Origin of the sequence: Moorena sp. SIO4E2, from assembly GCF_010671945.1 — a bacterium.
GTDB classification, from domain to species: Bacteria; Cyanobacteriota; Cyanobacteriia; order Cyanobacteriales; family Coleofasciculaceae; genus Moorena; species Moorena producens.
Window position 1 is genome coordinate 1 of the sequence record NZ_JAAHIE010000114.1, and the last position, 16540, is coordinate 16540.

A 16540-nucleotide genomic window follows, 5' to 3' on the forward strand; every position below is an offset into this window, starting at 1 on the left:
TTTATCGCCAGAACTAAACGTTAATATAATTACCGACCTCCTGCCGTTATGATGGTCGGAAAGAGATAGTTTTAAATCTATGACTTTACCGATTTCTTGATTGGCAAAAAAGGTATTTTTGATTTGGGGTAAATCTAAAGCTAATCGATTTAAAAATTCAGCATTTGCTTCAACCCAGAGTGATATCGTCTTGCCAATTAGGCGAGATAGCACTGCATATTCTTCAAGAAAGGAAACTAGATCGCCAGCAAGCATTTTACTGACAAACATTTCATAAACTTTTGTACTATTCGTTCGGCTTAAGTCTTGCAATAGGCGTTGTATAGAAGAGGTTTGACGCGATCTAAATAAAGAAAATTCTAGATATAGTGTATTGCTTGTTAACCAAGAAAGTTCTTGGAGCAAATTAACTTCGAAGCAAGCAACAGCTGATGCCGTTAAAATTTCATAGTTCATTCCTGCTTTTTCAACTAATTTGTTACGAGCTACTTGTATAAAAGGATAGAGAATTTCTTCAAAAGGATATTTATCTTTACTTCCTTTGCCGTTGGCTAATTTTTGCTTAATATCAGAGGTATAAATCTGATGGTTCAGAGCAACAACTTCTTTTAAAATTTTTGCCCAATCTGGCAAGTTTTGCTGATTTTTTACACTAACATTTCCTAAAAATTGCTGAACTTCTTTCAGTTTAATATTATCCCACTCCAACCGCTTGTTGAAGAGTTGCCAATCTCCTTTCGCAATCTTTTGACACCAGTATTCTAAATTTTTTTGGATAATTTTTTCATTGTCTTGACTAGTTTCAGGAATAAAGTTACCTTGCAATCGCTCAAAAATCGAACTCGCCTTTTCTACAATTTTACAGATATTAATTTTTTGGTCGTGCTGCTTTTTTTCTATTAATTGGTGTTTCATTTTATTCAAAAGGCAATAGGTAACAGGCCATAGGTTATTGGCAAAAGGTAATATAACTCGATAGTAAATATATAAATAATTTTGCTTACTTAATTACTGATATTCAATTTGGGGATTACCAAATATGATCGAAAGATTCCAGAACAGGAGATTTACTCTTCAAGTCAGCTTGTTCTTGCTCTATAAAGTTAGTAAGCAAATAGGCTTTTGCTTGCAAACCGATACGAGGTTCAAACACCAGTTTGAGATGGCTTAAGTTTAAATGACAAGCATAATAATTGAACGGTACACCCAGTTTTTGGGGGAGTTCAATCGAGAATTTTCGCTTAAAATCCCAATCCAATAACCCTCGTACTTTAGCAGGACTAGCTAGCGATCGCTTCACTAACCAGTCTGTAAATTCTTCTAGCCAAGTAGTTTTATTTGAGTAGGGAAAAACGGTTTCTAATGAACTTGAATAACATTCGATACCTACCCGAGGACCGATAGCTGTTGCCGCATCAACGGTCACAATTGGACGCTGTAATAAATGGGGTATTTCCTGAGTGACTTGTTCTACATCTGAAGCAACTGCACCTGCACCAACTGCTTTCAACCAATTTGCTATATTACCTATTTGCCAGCGAGCAGGATGCAATCGGAGAGAATCTGGTAAAGTTGTTCCATCTAGCAATCTAGAAAGCATGATACCAAAGTGAGTACAGCCAACTCCATCTGGTAGTTCAGCTAGTGCTGTTTTGATTCCATTTTGTGTTGACTCTGGTAAAGCTTTTCCCAGTAAAATTTCCCATGCTCTACAAACTACACGGGCAAATTCTAGTTGGTTTTGGGGTTGAATGAGCTCCTGAGAAACGTCAAAAAATATTCCCGGAATGGGAACTGTAGATAACATATGTTCGCGATCGAATTCACCCCAAAATACCTGAGTGGCGATTGCACCGCCAAATTCTCCGTTGATTTGACATGCTTGTTTTAAGGTTGAAATTTCATGCCAAGGAGAAGTCGAACACCAATCTAAACGATCACTCAACAATTCGTCTGTTAGGGGTACGGATAGATCGATAGATGGATCGCTATCGGACAATCTCAACTCAAACAGTTGGTAGTTGACTGGAGCTAGTTTAGTTGCTAGCGATCGCACAGCAGCCAGAGACTCGGGGGCAAACAAAACCGGATCGAGTTGTTTGTCAATCGCGTCAATTAAGTGGTTCAATCGCAGTTTATGGTTGAGTGTTGTAGCTGAAATAGTCATCAAATTTAACTAAAGTAATAGACCGTGCGATCGTCTTGAGAAAAACAGATAAACCCACCAATGGTCAAACGGGGATTTGTTCCTCGGACTTCGGAAACACAATGCCAGATCCGTCCGGCATCAAAGATAATCAGATCGCCGATGGCAACATTAACCTGATTTGGGGCTGTCTGTAATTCTCTACTTGCCAAAAACGTGCGAAAATTAGCTTGAGAAGATTGACCATTGCTGTTGTGGTTGGATTCTTCCCAATCTAGGTCATAAAGCATCAGGTTTCCACCAGCTTCAGGAAGCGCCATCGGCATAAAAAAGCTAAACTGAGTTGTTTCTTCTGCAAGTTGGTGGAGATGCTTGAATTCTGGTTTTTTCGCCTCAAAGTATAAGCTTTCGCAGTGAGGAGCAATCGCACCTCCTGGTTGGACGTAACGAATTGTCACTGGGGAATAAAACTGACCCAATGGACCTTGGGGAACCTTCACTTGGCGATCGCCGCTGATTTTAAGCAGTAAGTTTTCTAAATGAGATTGAAAGTTGTATTCAGGATCAAATAAGCGTTCGCATTCCTCTTTAAACACCTGAGCATCATCAAAATAGCGATCGAGTTGATGACCGACACCCACCAGGGTTCGTGCGTACATCCGACCGTAAGGACAGTAACTATTGCGCATGATATCAGGATTTGCCAGCAAATAACGGGCGCGAGAAAATGCGATTTCTGCTGGCATAAATCCCCGGAAAATAACGCCATCAATTTCCTGGCGGCGGAGTCTACCGATTAGATCTTTAGTATTCTTGTAGTAGGGAAAATCAAACTCTAAAATTTGGCGACTACTCATAAATTGACTTTTGTCATCTGGATTTTGGTATGAATTACTATGTATAGTGTTTTACCTAAGTCCTGATTCCCCCACAAGGAGGAATCAAGTTAATTATTAACTATTGCCTTTGTTGACTATCAAAAAGCCGACCTATCATTTGGGAATAGAACAGATTGTTAGGATCGGCATCCTTTAAGATATTTGCTACCTTGGTAAATCCATTGGTGTTTGCTCCCTGATCGTAATTCCCTCGGACGCGAGCCAATTTAGTATCACTCTTATAGGGTCCTTCCTTGGTGCAGCCCCAAGCCTTTGACCATTCTGGTGCCCAAGGGTATTCACTCAGTGCTGGGTTATCTCCAAAGAACAAGAGGTCTTCCAGTTGGGAGCAGAAATCCCAGTATGTCGGCTGGACTGCTGACGAGAGCCATGACACATATACGCAGACCATGTTCTTAGCTGTATTACCTGTGGGTAATAAGCCAGGACTGGCGGTTGACAATGCAGGATAGCTCCACCCATCAGCAGGAGCATAGTCCAATCCTACTAACCTGATTTCGCCCGCAGTCATCAGAGGGTAGTCTCCCTTGTTTTGAAATTCTTGCAAAAGTTGGAGACTTACAGTGTGGAAGGTATTCACCACGGCTTGGATCTGACTGATGTCACACAAGATGCCGTAGGACCAATCGTAAGCCCGCACCGTATCTGGTTCCACAAAGTAGTATACGTTAATATTGTTGTCTGACCAAAATCCAGTCTTGCCATTTCCAGCCGGAATTCCCGAATATCCCCCACCTGTGACATTGTCTGCTCCTGTAGTTACCGCTGCTGCTTTTGTTAGTAAAGGGGTGCTTGCAGGCAATATCTTCACTCCATCAACAATAATGACGGATTCGACGCAGGATATTCCTGCCGTGGCAGGATAGTTGTAGGGCTGATTTACTTCACTATACCAAGATTGCTCAAGATTGGAAGCTACAGTTTTGTTGGTGTTTGGGTCTTGGTGAAATACCTTGACATCTGTGAAATCACTATTGGTTGGGTGGTAAGACCAGGTTTTTGTCCAGACAAAATCCTTACTCTCATAGAAATTTGAGCTATATGTTGGGAATTGGATTGGCTCGAAGCCTCCGTAGTTTTGTGCCAGATACTGTAAGCTCCCTTCTGCTGAGCCGTCGGCTCCCAGAAGTGTACCAGCTTCTACAAAATGATTGAGTTGGAGGATACGAGCATTAAGATTTCCTTTTTCGAGCGGATATACCAGGAACGCCATCCGTACCGAGAATGATTTGCCCAAACTACAAGCCATGGCAGACCATTGCTCGGATGTGGTGTCGTTGCGAGACACTCTGGTTAATTCGTATTTACCTGTGGTGCTGTTGTAGGCAATTACGTCCATCCACACCATTTGGTTAGATACTGTTGAGAAAGCATAATGGGGAATGTCCAAGGAATCGGAAGCTGCCGATGGTACGCCGCTACCGTGACCGGCAATGGCAACCACACCCCCAACCGAGAGAATCCCCGGCGCAGTCGGAACACACAGGTAGTACCCCTGACTTGCCAACCCTTGAGAAAACTCCAGCATACTGCTGCCAGGGGAAACAATGGCTAGTTTAGCACCGGCAGTGGTCAGTTCGGGGGGGTAGCCATTGGGAAGATCGAGAATCGCCACATTTTGGTTAGAGGGTAACTTAATGTAACATGCTTTGGCAGTATTGTCAGAGCGAATAGCTGCCCTGTACATCACCTCGAGACAAGCTGGGTCGAAAGTAAGGTCAAGATTTTTATCGCCAAGAATCGGCAGCCAACAGTGGGTATCCATCAGCCCTACTTTCTGCAACTTAAAGTCGATCCAAACGTTGTGAAAAGAATCATACCTTCCACCTACCGCGCGCATGCGCCACTGTTGATTATCATTATTTTGATTTTCTCGGTTGTTTTCAGATATGACCTGGACAATTTCAAGTAATGCAGCATCAAGGTCTGTATTACCAGAACTTGGGTCAGCGGTATTGCCAAGACCGGGAAGATTAACATCGATGAAGTTATATCCCAATCCCCAGGATTGCAGGGTTTGACCCCAGTTCTGAATGTAGCTGTAGAATCGATCGTATGTTTTGTTATCGATGGAGAACGACTCCGGAACTGGGATATTCAAGCGTTGTTTGAGTTCCAAGGGGGCAGAACTCATCGCCTCAAATAATGCAGTCTTTTTGGCACTCATCAAGTTTATCCTAGATTAATGGCTGGTAACTAATTCCTTGTATGCTTCTCGCTGATACTTCTGAATATCGACATAACCCGCAGGGGAGTCATCGGGTGAGGTGGGGATGGGAGTAACGGGTTCCCTAACAGCAAGACTGATGATTTTACCGTTGAGTTCTAGTAAGAGTTTATCCCTTCCCAGGCGAGCAACCGCCGCTGCAATATCTTCTGCTGTAATTTCAGATTGGTATTCTTTTTGGACTGCACTGAGCAAGCTTTTATAGCTCCGGGCGCGATCGCATAAACGATAAATCCAACAGTCAAGTCCTTTCAACAAATGTAGCACCTTAACTGCCACAGGTCTGGTGTCGAGAATTTTAATCATTTCCCCATCATCTACCATCCCTAAAGTTGTTAACTTTTGGCTATTGGAATTACTAAAACCTAACTGACTCCACAGGGAATTCCACTGTATAATCATCCCTTGCACTTTTCTTAACCCCGGTCGCTTTTTCAGTTCCTCTGCCATGGAGTCGCGGTTTTTATCCTCAAAATAGTAAGCGAGGTTGTTTAAAATTTCATCGGGTAATGGATAAACCTGAGAATAGGTCCAGTATGGTTGTAAGTCCAAGGCAAATTCTTGGGCTCGCTGGTGATAGGGACTAAAGCGATGATATTGAATGCGACCGAATCCAGGGGGCTGTAAGTGAAAAATCTGTGGCAACCATTGTGCCATTTCCACATACCATTCATCTTTTTCTTGAGGCGAACCCCACAGGAAATTCCAACCGACAAAAATCCCCAATTCTCGCGCCCATTTGAGAAACTGAATGTTTAAAATCGCAGTCGTTCCTTTATCCATCAGTTTTAAGATTTCGTCATGCATACTCTCGATTCCGGGCTGGATTTGACGAATTCCTGCGGCTGCGAGGGTTGCCATTTGCTCCCGTTGCAGATTAACTTTTGTTTCAAAAAAGAGTTTTAATGGTTGTTTTGCTTGAGCAAGGGTTGGTAAAACTGTTTTGAGATATCTTAAATCGAGAATGTTATCAACAACGATGAAATTTCGCGTATTGTAGCGCTGGGATAAATGCTTGAATTCTGCCAACACGCGCTCGGGGGATTTGGAGCGGTATGCCATGGATGCACCATTGAGACCGCAAAAAGTACAGTGATGCTGCTGTCCCCACCAACAGCCCCGGGAGGTTTGTACGGGTAAACCGGGGTGAATGTAATCGCCAATTTTCGAGTTGCGAATTGCCTCAAAATAGTCATCATAGTCGGGAGTGGGAATTCGATCCATATCCCACACTGATGCCCGGGGTGCTGAAGTAAAGGTGTTCTGATTGGCGGCAGAAATCACACCTTCAGGTAGTTCGGAAACGCTCACCTCACGACCTTTGGCTAACAATTGTTGGCAGAGTTCATGAAAGGAGGTATCCCCTTCTCCGGAAAACACAAAATCGACCCAATCAAAGGCTTGTTTGGTTGCTACTCCCATCGGTCCTTCACAGTTCGCACCGCCAATGACAGTAATGATATCCGGTGCAAGTTCTCGAATTCGTCTCAGAAGTGCCAGGGACGCGACGTGCTGACCAAATGTAGAAGTACAGCTAACAATGCGCGGGTTGTGTTCTAAAATTGAGTCAGCTACACGATCAACAAATTTAGGTGTTTGCTCCCGAACTTCCCGAAATTTTTGCTCTAGATCTTTAGCATTAAGATCGAGTCTTTCGTAGAGCATATCCCGCGTTGCTAAGGGCAGGCAAGGATAGATTTCTTCATTGGCTTCAAAGCCTGGAAAGGCAGCTTTAGTGAATGTCCATTCGTTAATTAATTCTTCATTTTTCCCTTCAAAAAGGGCGATGTAAATATCAAGACCTATTTGTTCTGCGAACCAAATATTGGGATAGAAAACTTTTGTGGCAATCTGAGCTTCTTCCAGAGCTGCTTTGAGCAGTCCTAGGGCAATTGAAGGGCCATTGAGGGAGGCATAGGGCATGGAAACTAAACAAATGTCTGTCATCACTAGCCTCCTAATGGTGTGGTTAACTCTTCAGTCTCTATTGTTAATAGTCCACTCCGAACCATCTGACGTGCAAAGGTCAATTTTTCGTCGTTCGTTCCTGGAAAATCTTCAATCACAATTTGACGATTACCACTGATATTTTTTATAGCATTTTCCCAACTTTTAGGTAGTTTGAGTTGATTACCTGGATAGTTGACAACGATCTCATCTTTTTTAACGGTCGTCTGACAGAATGTTCCGGGTTTTTTGGTCACAAGAGTTTTTAAATCAATTCGGCTCAGTTGTTCAATATTGCTAAAATATCTGCCTGGTAAGGGATCTTTCATTTGTCGAATTAAGCGTTCGCCAAGTTGTTCAATTCCTAACTCTAGTTTGGCTTGCTGAACAAAATTGTTGATTGATTGATAAAAGTCTTCTTTAATTGTTTCTCGAACTTCTGTGTCGCGCATAAAACCGACGGGTAAAGCATTCTGAAATTTCAGGTCTTGTTGGTTAATCACCCCTAAAATGCTGTCAACTAAATCACTCCAAGTATAGACAAAAACACCCACTGTCAAGTGCAAAGAAGCGCCATCACCAGTTGAGGCAGCGTGACCCCATCCGCGAGGTAAATAAAGCAGATCTCCAGTTTTTAAGTGGGTTTCCATTGCAGGTGAAGGAAGATCGTCTTTAGGTAAAAATTTATTTCCTGTGAATTCCTTGCTGGGAAGTTTAACAACAGGTTCCCAAATTTGCCAGTCTTTTTCGCCTTCAATTTGCAATATAAAGACATCATGGTCGTCAAAATGCGGCTCAAATGCTCTTGAATTTTGAGGCGTTAAATACAAGTTAATTGATACTGAATGGTGGAGAAAACTTTCCCAGTCACGAGCGAGTGCTGCTAAAGGTAACCAACGTTCTTGAATGTCCAAAAGATTGAGGGAGTAACCTTGTTCGTAAGCTCGATACACTTGAACAATATTTGGCGTGCCGTCGGGGTGCATAAAATTGCGAGCAAAGTGGCGTCCCTGTCGGATCAAACGTAGCTTTTTCCAGTCTGGCTTCAAACTATAAAGAATCCGATCTACATCCGCCAACGTCATCAGTTCGGTATAGTAATTGGCAGGTCTTTCTGAAATAACTAAAGGACGCTGCTCCCAATAATCTTTAAAGAATGAAGCTGGAGTAAGCGGGGCAATTGCTTTGGTGAAATTTAAGTCCTTGTTAGTCATTTGCTTTTCTTTAAGACTACAGTTATTCACCCTGGATTTGTCTGGTTAAAGCTGCTTCCAGGTTAGCGCGTTCGAGGCGCTGAAAATCACCATTGGGGAGGGGATTTGGCGTTCTTGCTAAGAGTTGCATTTTTAACTGTTCGATCGCAGAGTCTAAATTAGCTTGCTCGGCTAATACCTGCAATAATTCCTCAAGCTGTTCTGGTTTAATTTTGCCCTCGTTTAAGAACCCTGCTGGCAAAGCTCGGCGAAAGTCAATGTTTTCCCGTTGTAACGAACTCAATAGTGCAGAAAGTAAATCACTCCAGGTATAAATAAATACACTTATGCCAATTTGTAAGGAGGAACAAGTCCCCGTGGAGACTTCATGTCCCCAACCGCGAGGTAAATATAATAAGTCTCCTGGCTCTAACCAAATATCCATAGCCAGAGGCGGAAGGTTATCTTTAGGTAGAGCAGTATCGTCAGCCAGTTCTCTAGCGACGAATTCATCAGTAGGAAGGGGTTCGTAAACTCTCCAGTGCTTTGTTCCCTCTACCTGCAAAATTAAGACATCCTCCCCATCGAAGTGGGGAACTAGTGCTTGAGAATTTGATGGGGTGAGAAATACATCTACTCGAACAGCATGATTGAAAAAATCTTCTAAATTTCTCGCCAGTGCTGATAGGGGTGTCAATTGCTGTTCTAAACCATAAAGAATAACTGAATATCCCTTCTGATAAGCTTGATAGATTTTTATTAGGTTAGGGGAACCATCAGGGTTCATGAAGCTCTTAGGAAAAAAACCTCCCTGTTTGATTAGACGCAGTTGCTTCCAATCTGGCTGTAAACTGTATATGATGCGATCGATGTCTGCCATCTTGATTAGCGAGGTATAGTAATCGCGATCGCGATCCCGAACCAGCAGAGGACGTTTCTGCCAGTATTCCTCTATAAATAGTTTTGTTGAAAGCGGATAGATTAAATGACCAAATTGCAACTTCTTTTCCTCCTCAATCCTGTTGACGACTGTATACCAATGGATTCATTGGCGTTACTGCTAAATCCCCTGGTTGCAAGCCAGGAAAACACGTAATACGTGTTTGTCGCCGGGAATTTTCAGCCATTTTTTCTAAAATGGGTGCGTCAGCAGCAAGCTCCTTGGGTTGACCGATGCGAGCACCATCGGGATAGTAAACAGCTACTAAAGATTCTCGGGTGCGATCGCTATTGTTATCCGTCGTACAGTGCATGTTCCAACCATCGATAAATTCAGCATCTCCGGCGGCATAATATCTGCAAGCATTCAGTGGATACCCTTGCTCGAACAGGGACTGGGCAAATTGACTCATTTCATCTTCGTCCTGTGAGGTATTTCCCAGGGGACGACCCTCGAAGTGAGTTCGATCTGCAAAAATCATCATTGCCATATCCGGAGTGACATCAACTAGGTGCAGCCACAGAGTCACTGTTCTTTTTGCATCCATAGGAAAAAATATCCCATCTTGATGCCAAGGGGTTCTCACAGCTCCGGGTTTCTTAAAAATTACCTGATTGCGATACAGACGTACAGCATCTACATCGAGTAATTCTGCCGCAATTTTAGCAAAGCGGGAAGCAAGGATAAAGCGACCTGTAACTGCATCAAGTTTCCATAAGTTATCGATATAAATCCATTTATTCCTCTCTGCATTCATTAATTTTTCGGTTAAGAGATTGTGGTCTTGGTGCTCCTCCACGGCTTCGACAATATGGGGGCGATAGGCATCAATTTCAGCTTGAGAAATCAGATTGGGTAACAGAACGTGACCCCGTTCTCGATACTGTTGCACCTGTTCTGTGCTCAGAGGATAGTCGTCTGATAGGTCGGGCAGAAAATCTAACACTCTATTTCTCATAGTATTTGTCATAGTGAGATTTTTGCCTTTTTAACGACTGTAAACCAATGGATTCATTGGTGTCACCGCTAAATCTCCCGGTTGCAAGCCAGGAAAGCAGCTTTCTCGGGTTTGTTGGCGCATTCGCTCGGCGAACTGTTCTTGAAATGGTGTGTTCTTTTCTAGGATTCGAGGAGGAGCAATGCGAGCACCATCGGCATAGTAGACTATGACTAAAACCTCCCGCATACTGTTGCTATGGTTAGCTGGAGCGTAGTGGAGCGTCCAACCGGAATGCAAGGTGACATCTCCAGGGGCAAAATTGCCGTAATTGGTGAGGTTATAGCCACGCTCAACTAAGGATGCTGAAAATTCTTGAATTTTCCTTTCATCTGGTGTGGAAGTACCCAAATACTTTGCTCCATGATGGGAACCATCCGCAAAACTCATGGGTGCCATTTCTGGAGTCACATCCACCAAGGGCAGCCACATCGTAATAATTTTATCAGTGTCCAAGGGCATAAAATATCCGTCTTGATGCCAAGGCGTAATTGTGCCTCCGGGTTTTTTAAAATAGGTTTGATCTCGAAACAGGCGTACTGCGTCTACCCCTAACAAATCCGCTGCAATTTTACCGAAGCGATGGGCCAAAATCAAGCGTCTGACCTTCGGGTTCAGTGTCCATATATTATTAATATAAATCCAGTTTTCTTGATTCCCTTGCACCAACTTTTCAATGGCATGATTTTCCTGTTGATGCTGTTGTATTGCTGCTAATATCTGGGGTCGGTAAGCATCAATTTCTTTACGTTTAATAACATTTGGCAGAAAAACATGACCACTTTCCCTAAATTGCTGTATCTGCTCCTGTGTCAGGGAATAAGTGGTAGATAAATCGGGTAGCTCTACTTGAATAGCCATTTGAGATTTTCAATTCATTCGTTGATAAACAATTGGGTGATCGCTAGTATGAGCCAAATCTCCTGGTTTCAAATGGGGAAAATATTCCCGGAGAAAGTGTTGACGATAGGCAATTGATTGCAAGGTGCCTGGGGAGTTCAATTGGTAATCTTCGGGGTCTTGTATGCGAGCCTCATCGGCATAGTAACTCACTGCTACTACAGCCCTCATCTGGTGAGAACGATTAGGAGGTGCCCCATGGAGGGTCAAACTACTATGAAAAGACACATCCCCAACCGCCAGATTACCAACGGTTGTTAGCTGCAAGCCTTGTTCGGATAGCATTTGTTCCAAATCCCCTTGAGAGTATTGGTTAGCCGTGGCCAAATCAGCTGTTTTACACCTATGAGAGCCACTGGCTAAAGTCAACAGCCCCATTTCGGCGGTCAGATTCACTAGCGGCACCCAAGCAGTGATTAACTTTTCAGCCTCCAAGGGAATATAGAGGTAATCTTGATGCCAGGCGGTTCCCCGTCCCCCTGCTGGCTTAAAAAAGCAGTTGTAATGTAAAATACGGATGCGATCAGTTTCTAACAATTCAGCTGCTACTTGAGCGAGTCGGGGTGAGGCAATAAACTGCCACACTACCGGATCTATTTCTCGCAGGTCGTAGATAAATTGCGAACCGCTTGCTCCCACCGAGCGTTCGTAATTACTAAGCTTTTCACGCTCTCGATTGGCGGTAGCCATCAACGCTGGACGGGCAGCAATTACTTCAGTCGGTAGTAGCACTTGCGGGACAACAAGATGTCCATCACGGCGGTACTGCTCCAGCTGCACCTGACTCAGTTGCACGTTATCGAGCTTCAATGTGAGGGGTTGTCCCTGGTTCACATTCCTACCTCCTGTTGGCGGAGCTGGGCATTAGCTGTGACACTTTGTAGGGCATATAACACTGTTGCCGTGGTAAAAATGCTTTGGCGATCCAATGAGTAAATATTAAAGGTATTTGCTAAAACATTCTTCAAGGTCACAGAACCGGAAAATTTTCCCGTCCAAAGCTGCCAATCCTTGACTGATTTGGGGTTAAAATTGTCAGGGCGTGGAACCCGCAATCTTGCTGACGGCTGCCAAGACCCATTAGAATGTTGGCGTTGGAGTAAGAATTTCACTCCCCGTTCAACCAACTGTTGAGTTGAGGGTGTAGAATCCCGACTCAAAATCTGCAAGCACCAAGCGATCGCAAATTCTGAGGGTTGAGAAGCTTCCAGCCAGTAAAGTAAGCGATGGCATCCCCATTTCACAGCACGCTCTATGGACTCTTGTGACTCCACCGCTGTGAGGGCGAGGGCGGTACAATACTCATCTTCAAACCACCAATAACTATGCCAACTTCCATCTGCTTGCTGCTGGGAAAGCAAATAGGGAGCCACAATTTCTCGCCATTCCCCAAGGGATGCAGCAGCAGCGGTGACGCAAGTATGGGAATGGCACCAAGCTGTAAAGGGCACTAGTCCCGGTGGTAGACCGATATAGTTGCGAATTGTCGCTTCCTGTTCGTAGGTGGTTACCCCACCATCAGGTTTTAGGTGTCGCCTGAGAAACCTGTGACCGCGATGGGATGATTCCTCACCCTCCCGTCCCAGAGCTTGGGCGAGTTGCAACCCCCATAGGGTTGAATCAGCATCGGCTGGAACTCCAGCATGGTATCCCCACCCCTCTCGGTCGTGACATTGTTGGGCTAAAAGCGTCCAAGCCTTTTCAGCTGCCTTCCAGGCGTGGGAGTTTTGGCTGTGAGCGAGCACGGTTCCCACATATCCTGTCACCCAAGCGTCGCTCGCACCCGCAGGTAGGAAAAAGTCTTTCCACCATCCCTGAGTATCTCGGGAGAGCAACAAAAACACAATCGCCCGATCGATAGCACTTTTAACAGCACTCTTAGCTGTCTGTTCTGGGACTACTTTCATTTTTGCTCCTGGGTTGGGCGAACCGATAAGGGATTAAAGCCTGCGCCGAAATAAGCTTTAGCCTCTAAAGGAGCATCAGGGGTACAAACCAGCTTGATGTGCTGTAAGCCCCGCAGTAAAACTCCTGGATTAACTGCTGACTCAAGTCGGGTAAATCCAGACCAAGCAAGGAGTGCGTCCCGTTTACGTGGTATACAAACTCCTTGTTCAACTAGGCGATCAAATAACTGATACCAACGAGGTTCCCGATTGGGCTGTCGTTTCCAGGGTAACAGGTGATCGTATAGCAGTTCTAAGCCTACACGGGGGTAAATTGACTTACAACCAATGTCGATGTGGAGACACAGAGAATCTACCAAACCGGAAAAATCTGCGATCGCTTTTTCTAGTTGCTGTAGTTGCTGTCCCGAACCAGACCAACCAATTGTGGATAAATAATCGAGAATTTGGTCTGGCTCTATCTTGAACAGACACAACCTCACCCCATCGACTTTTCGTGAGAGCATGGCACCGATTTGAAAGTAATCTGTATGGGCTGAAGCTTCTTCGATACATCTTAAAATGTTCCCTTCTAAGTCTGGGGGAAGTTTTTCACCTCGCAGAATCGGCAATGCTGTTCCTGTAAGCCAACTTAAGGGACGGTGGACAATCATTTGGCTTTCGTTAGTATCGAACCAGTAGCCAAATAAAATCAATCCGGGTGCACCTGGAGTCGAAGGGGGAGAATTAATATCGAATTCTAACCAAACACAGTTGGCGTCAGCGAAAGGAGTTTCGTTTGTCTCGCCCCATTCTCGCAAAAAATCACTAACGCGCTCCCATTTGGGGTCTTGATGGTAAGCTGCACACACCTCTCGCGCCGACGATAACTCGGCTAACAGTTGGCTCCCTCGTGCTGTTAAATTCAGCGCAAAATCTGACCGTTGGGATTGATGACACCGACATTCAAAGCCAAAAACGTTACAGATATAATCGGGAAAGGTTGTGGTGACTTGCCCAATAGTAGTGATCAGCTCCTGGGGAAGCAAAACCGGGTCAATGTGAGATTCCAACTCTTGGAAATAACTGTTGAGTGTCTGAGGTGGGGCATCTACCTTCATGGGGTTGGACTCCAGTTAGGAAACATTTGTTTCATTAAAGTGCCACAGTGGAAATTAGAACGTTCTTCGAGCCATACTTGATCTAAAAACTGTAACCATTGCAGGCTTTCAGGTGCTCGATTCATATGCCCATCTGACACCACCAAAGACTCCGGCGGAATACCGATAAAGTCTGCTATTGTCTCTAAGGTGTCGGATATTTGATTGGTTTTGACGATTAAACAGCGTTCAACAGGTAGAAAATCTAAGACCCTCTGGTTGTAGGTTGACCAGTACAGCAAGAGTGACTCGACCATCTCTGGCAGTTTTTGTTGAGTTGCTGGTATATTACCAACCGTAGCCCGCTCAATCTCGTAACCGATAAAAAATTTGCTGTATCGTAGCATCCAGTCTGGGATATTCGTGGCATAACGCAGGCTCATGTTCAAAATTGAATTGAGCCAGGAATAACAATCGCGGATTGTAAATATGAATTTTGCTTCTGGAAAAGTGCTGGATAAAATCTGAAGATAATGATGGTTGAAACTAGCTGAGTCCATTTCTAGAAATCCACGACGATCTCGTTCTAGGATATATGCCTTGAAAGACTCTTGAGAAACTAAGCCCTCTTGCCAACTGGCAATTTGGGCAACTGTTTCTCGAAACATAAATTCGTGAGCCGAGCGGTATCGCCCGAATAAAGTAGCAATTGAATTCGTTCCCGTCTTAGCCAGACCAACATTATAGGCTTGAAAACGGCGATGGGAGGTGTTGCTAGGCATAAGTAAGTTATTAATAGTGATATTGGATTAACTTGCTGCTGCTGTTGCCTGTCTATAATTAGACCCAAGGAAAGCATCTAATTAAACACCTCACCAATCTCTATACTCCCCTCCCCCCTCCAAAAATGACTAAATTTTCAGAGGAAGGAAGGGTTGGCAGCATCTCACTTATGCAGAGCATTTGTACTAAAGCTATAGCCCCCTCATGGGTTTTAGCTTGCTGTAATACTACTACTACATAGTTCATCTGTTCTGCATAAGTGACCTGCTTCCGAATGGTTTAACCTACAGAACCTTTGCAGTTAGCACCCCAACTGCATCCTGCCACAGCAATGTCCTCAGTCAATTCCAGTATTTCTGGAGATTGATTTTCGAGAGCTGGTAAAACAATGTGTAAAGCATCGCGAGATTCTTGGTGAATCGATACTTCTAGGTTTTCAGGCAATTCAAGACTTAGGAAAGCTGAGAGAGTAGCTTTGGGATTTTCACGAAGTTGAGATGCGAATTCGGGATCTTTAGCTGCACGCTCTGCTAATTCAGCTTGTAAGTTGTCATTCAACAAAGTTGCCATGATAATCTCCTAAGATGATTAATTTATTGATGATGATTCAACCCAAAAAAAATTGACAAGTCAATCACTCTAGTCCAATTGAATTACTGGCTAAGTGCTAAATTCAATAAGACCATCGAACTGATTTTACAACAGTTGAGTTGAACTAGGCTAGAATATACTAACCTGATTTGGAGTCTAACAATAGGGACTTATTTTACCCCGCTTATTAAGCTCCTAACATTGTCTCCCATCTCTTGCTGCATTGCTGGATCGGATTGAAGCTGATCCAAAAAGTCGAGGACAGGCTGCTCGGCTTCACTAACTGCACCATCAGTTAAAATCGCATTCCGAATCATCTTTTCCATTAGACCAGCAAAGTCTTGCTCCTCCATCTGGAGGTCATTAGGATTGACTTGAAGCTGTGTCACCAGCCCCAAGAATTTACCAAAGGCACTCTGGGGATCGACGCACGCATTAACTGCGACCGCCGTCGTTATTTGTTGGGGTGTAAACATATGCCCTTTTGTTTTTTACGAACTAAAAACAAACCTTTATTACTATACTCATACCAAACCTTAATACACAAGAATCTACAACATTTATACATATATCTTTATATACCTTAATCAAATCCAGATAAAATCCAGATAAGCTGTTATGCATCCAGGGTAAGCGCAAGAATCAATAAGCCGTGGCTTATTGACAAAAACCCCGCGTCATTCTCAACAAATTAACTCTATTGCGAGTAAAGTTCTACGAGATTATAGGGGTTTCGAGCGACGCTCAACCGATATCCAGCCAATGCACATTATGAGCCATTTTTTCTTGCGCTTACCCTGGTTATGCATCAGGGTAAGCTCATCTAATTTGGGATAAATTGTAACTGAAAAAAAATCTAATTAAACCAATTTTTATTAAAATTGGAAAAAATTTAGGTGCGCTTGACCTTGGCGAATTTAATTCGCCAAGG

General features: G+C 43.8%; 15 protein-coding genes. All 15 read right to left on the reverse strand.

Features of this window, described 5'->3' with window-relative positions; translation table 11 throughout:
- The coding region (locus tag F6K37_RS14530) for a DUF4135 domain-containing protein (RefSeq protein WP_287250911.1) at window positions 1-915 on the reverse strand (915 nt) is incomplete at its 3' end.
- A gap of 115 nt (window positions 916-1030) precedes the next feature.
- Window positions 1031-2167 carry a hypothetical protein gene (locus F6K37_RS14535; RefSeq protein ID WP_287250912.1) on the reverse strand — a complete coding sequence of 379 codons (1137 nt, stop codon included), beginning with the start codon at window positions 2165-2167 and terminating at the stop codon, window positions 1031-1033.
- A 5-nt stretch (window positions 2168-2172) separates the two neighbouring features.
- A complete protein-coding gene (locus tag F6K37_RS14540) occupies window positions 2173-3003 on the reverse strand; it encodes a 2OG-Fe(II)-dependent halogenase WelO5 family protein (protein WP_287250913.1) in 831 nt (276 codons plus the stop codon).
- Between the two features lie 100 nt (window positions 3004-3103).
- Window positions 3104-5212, reverse strand: coding sequence for a cholesterol oxidase substrate-binding domain-containing protein (locus tag F6K37_RS14545; protein ID WP_287250915.1), 2109 nt, complete (start codon window positions 5210-5212; stop codon window positions 3104-3106).
- 15 nt (window positions 5213-5227) lie between these two features.
- Window positions 5228-7219 carry a RiPP maturation radical SAM C-methyltransferase gene (locus tag F6K37_RS14550; protein ID WP_287250916.1) on the reverse strand — a complete coding sequence of 664 codons (1992 nt, stop codon included), beginning with the start codon at window positions 7217-7219 and terminating at the stop codon, window positions 5228-5230.
- Between the two features lie 2 nt (window positions 7220-7221).
- Entirely contained in the window at window positions 7222-8433 is a 1212-nt protein-coding gene (locus F6K37_RS14555) for a cupin domain-containing protein (RefSeq protein WP_287250917.1), read from the reverse strand.
- A 22-nt stretch (window positions 8434-8455) separates the two neighbouring features.
- On the reverse strand, window positions 8456-9412 hold the full coding sequence (locus F6K37_RS14560) for a cupin domain-containing protein (RefSeq protein WP_287250918.1): 957 nt from the start codon (window positions 9410-9412) through the stop codon (window positions 8456-8458).
- Window positions 9413-9425: 13 nt separating this feature from the next.
- Window positions 9426-10310, reverse strand: coding sequence for a phytanoyl-CoA dioxygenase family protein (locus tag F6K37_RS14565; protein WP_287250920.1), 885 nt, complete (start codon window positions 10308-10310; stop codon window positions 9426-9428).
- 30 nt (window positions 10311-10340) lie between these two features.
- On the reverse strand, window positions 10341-11210 hold the full coding sequence (locus F6K37_RS14570; RefSeq protein ID WP_287250922.1) for a phytanoyl-CoA dioxygenase family protein: 870 nt from the start codon (window positions 11208-11210) through the stop codon (window positions 10341-10343).
- Window positions 11211-11219: 9 nt separating this feature from the next.
- The gene (locus F6K37_RS14575; protein WP_287250924.1) at window positions 11220-12083 is read right to left on the reverse strand and encodes a phytanoyl-CoA dioxygenase family protein; all 864 of its coding nucleotides are present in this window, start codon (window positions 12081-12083) and stop codon (window positions 11220-11222) included.
- Window positions 12080-13156, reverse strand: coding sequence for a prenyltransferase/squalene oxidase repeat-containing protein (locus F6K37_RS14580; RefSeq protein ID WP_287250925.1), 1077 nt, complete (start codon window positions 13154-13156; stop codon window positions 12080-12082). Before F6K37_RS14580 ends, F6K37_RS14575 begins: the two co-directional genes overlap by 4 nt.
- The gene (locus F6K37_RS14585) at window positions 13153-14256 is read right to left on the reverse strand and encodes a hypothetical protein (protein WP_287250927.1); all 1104 of its coding nucleotides are present in this window, start codon (window positions 14254-14256) and stop codon (window positions 13153-13155) included. The genes F6K37_RS14580 and F6K37_RS14585 overlap by 4 nt, the downstream gene beginning before the upstream one ends.
- The gene (locus tag F6K37_RS14590) at window positions 14253-15017 is read right to left on the reverse strand and encodes a sulfotransferase (protein ID WP_287250928.1); all 765 of its coding nucleotides are present in this window, start codon (window positions 15015-15017) and stop codon (window positions 14253-14255) included. The genes F6K37_RS14585 and F6K37_RS14590 overlap by 4 nt, the downstream gene beginning before the upstream one ends.
- A gap of 280 nt (window positions 15018-15297) precedes the next feature.
- The gene (locus F6K37_RS14595; RefSeq protein ID WP_287250929.1) at window positions 15298-15588 is read right to left on the reverse strand and encodes a hypothetical protein; all 291 of its coding nucleotides are present in this window, start codon (window positions 15586-15588) and stop codon (window positions 15298-15300) included.
- 191 nt (window positions 15589-15779) lie between these two features.
- Window positions 15780-16085: a hypothetical protein gene (locus tag F6K37_RS14600; protein ID WP_287250930.1), complete on the reverse strand. Its 306-nt coding sequence runs from the start codon at window positions 16083-16085 to the stop codon at window positions 15780-15782.
- Window positions 16086-16540: the final 455 nt, after the last annotated feature.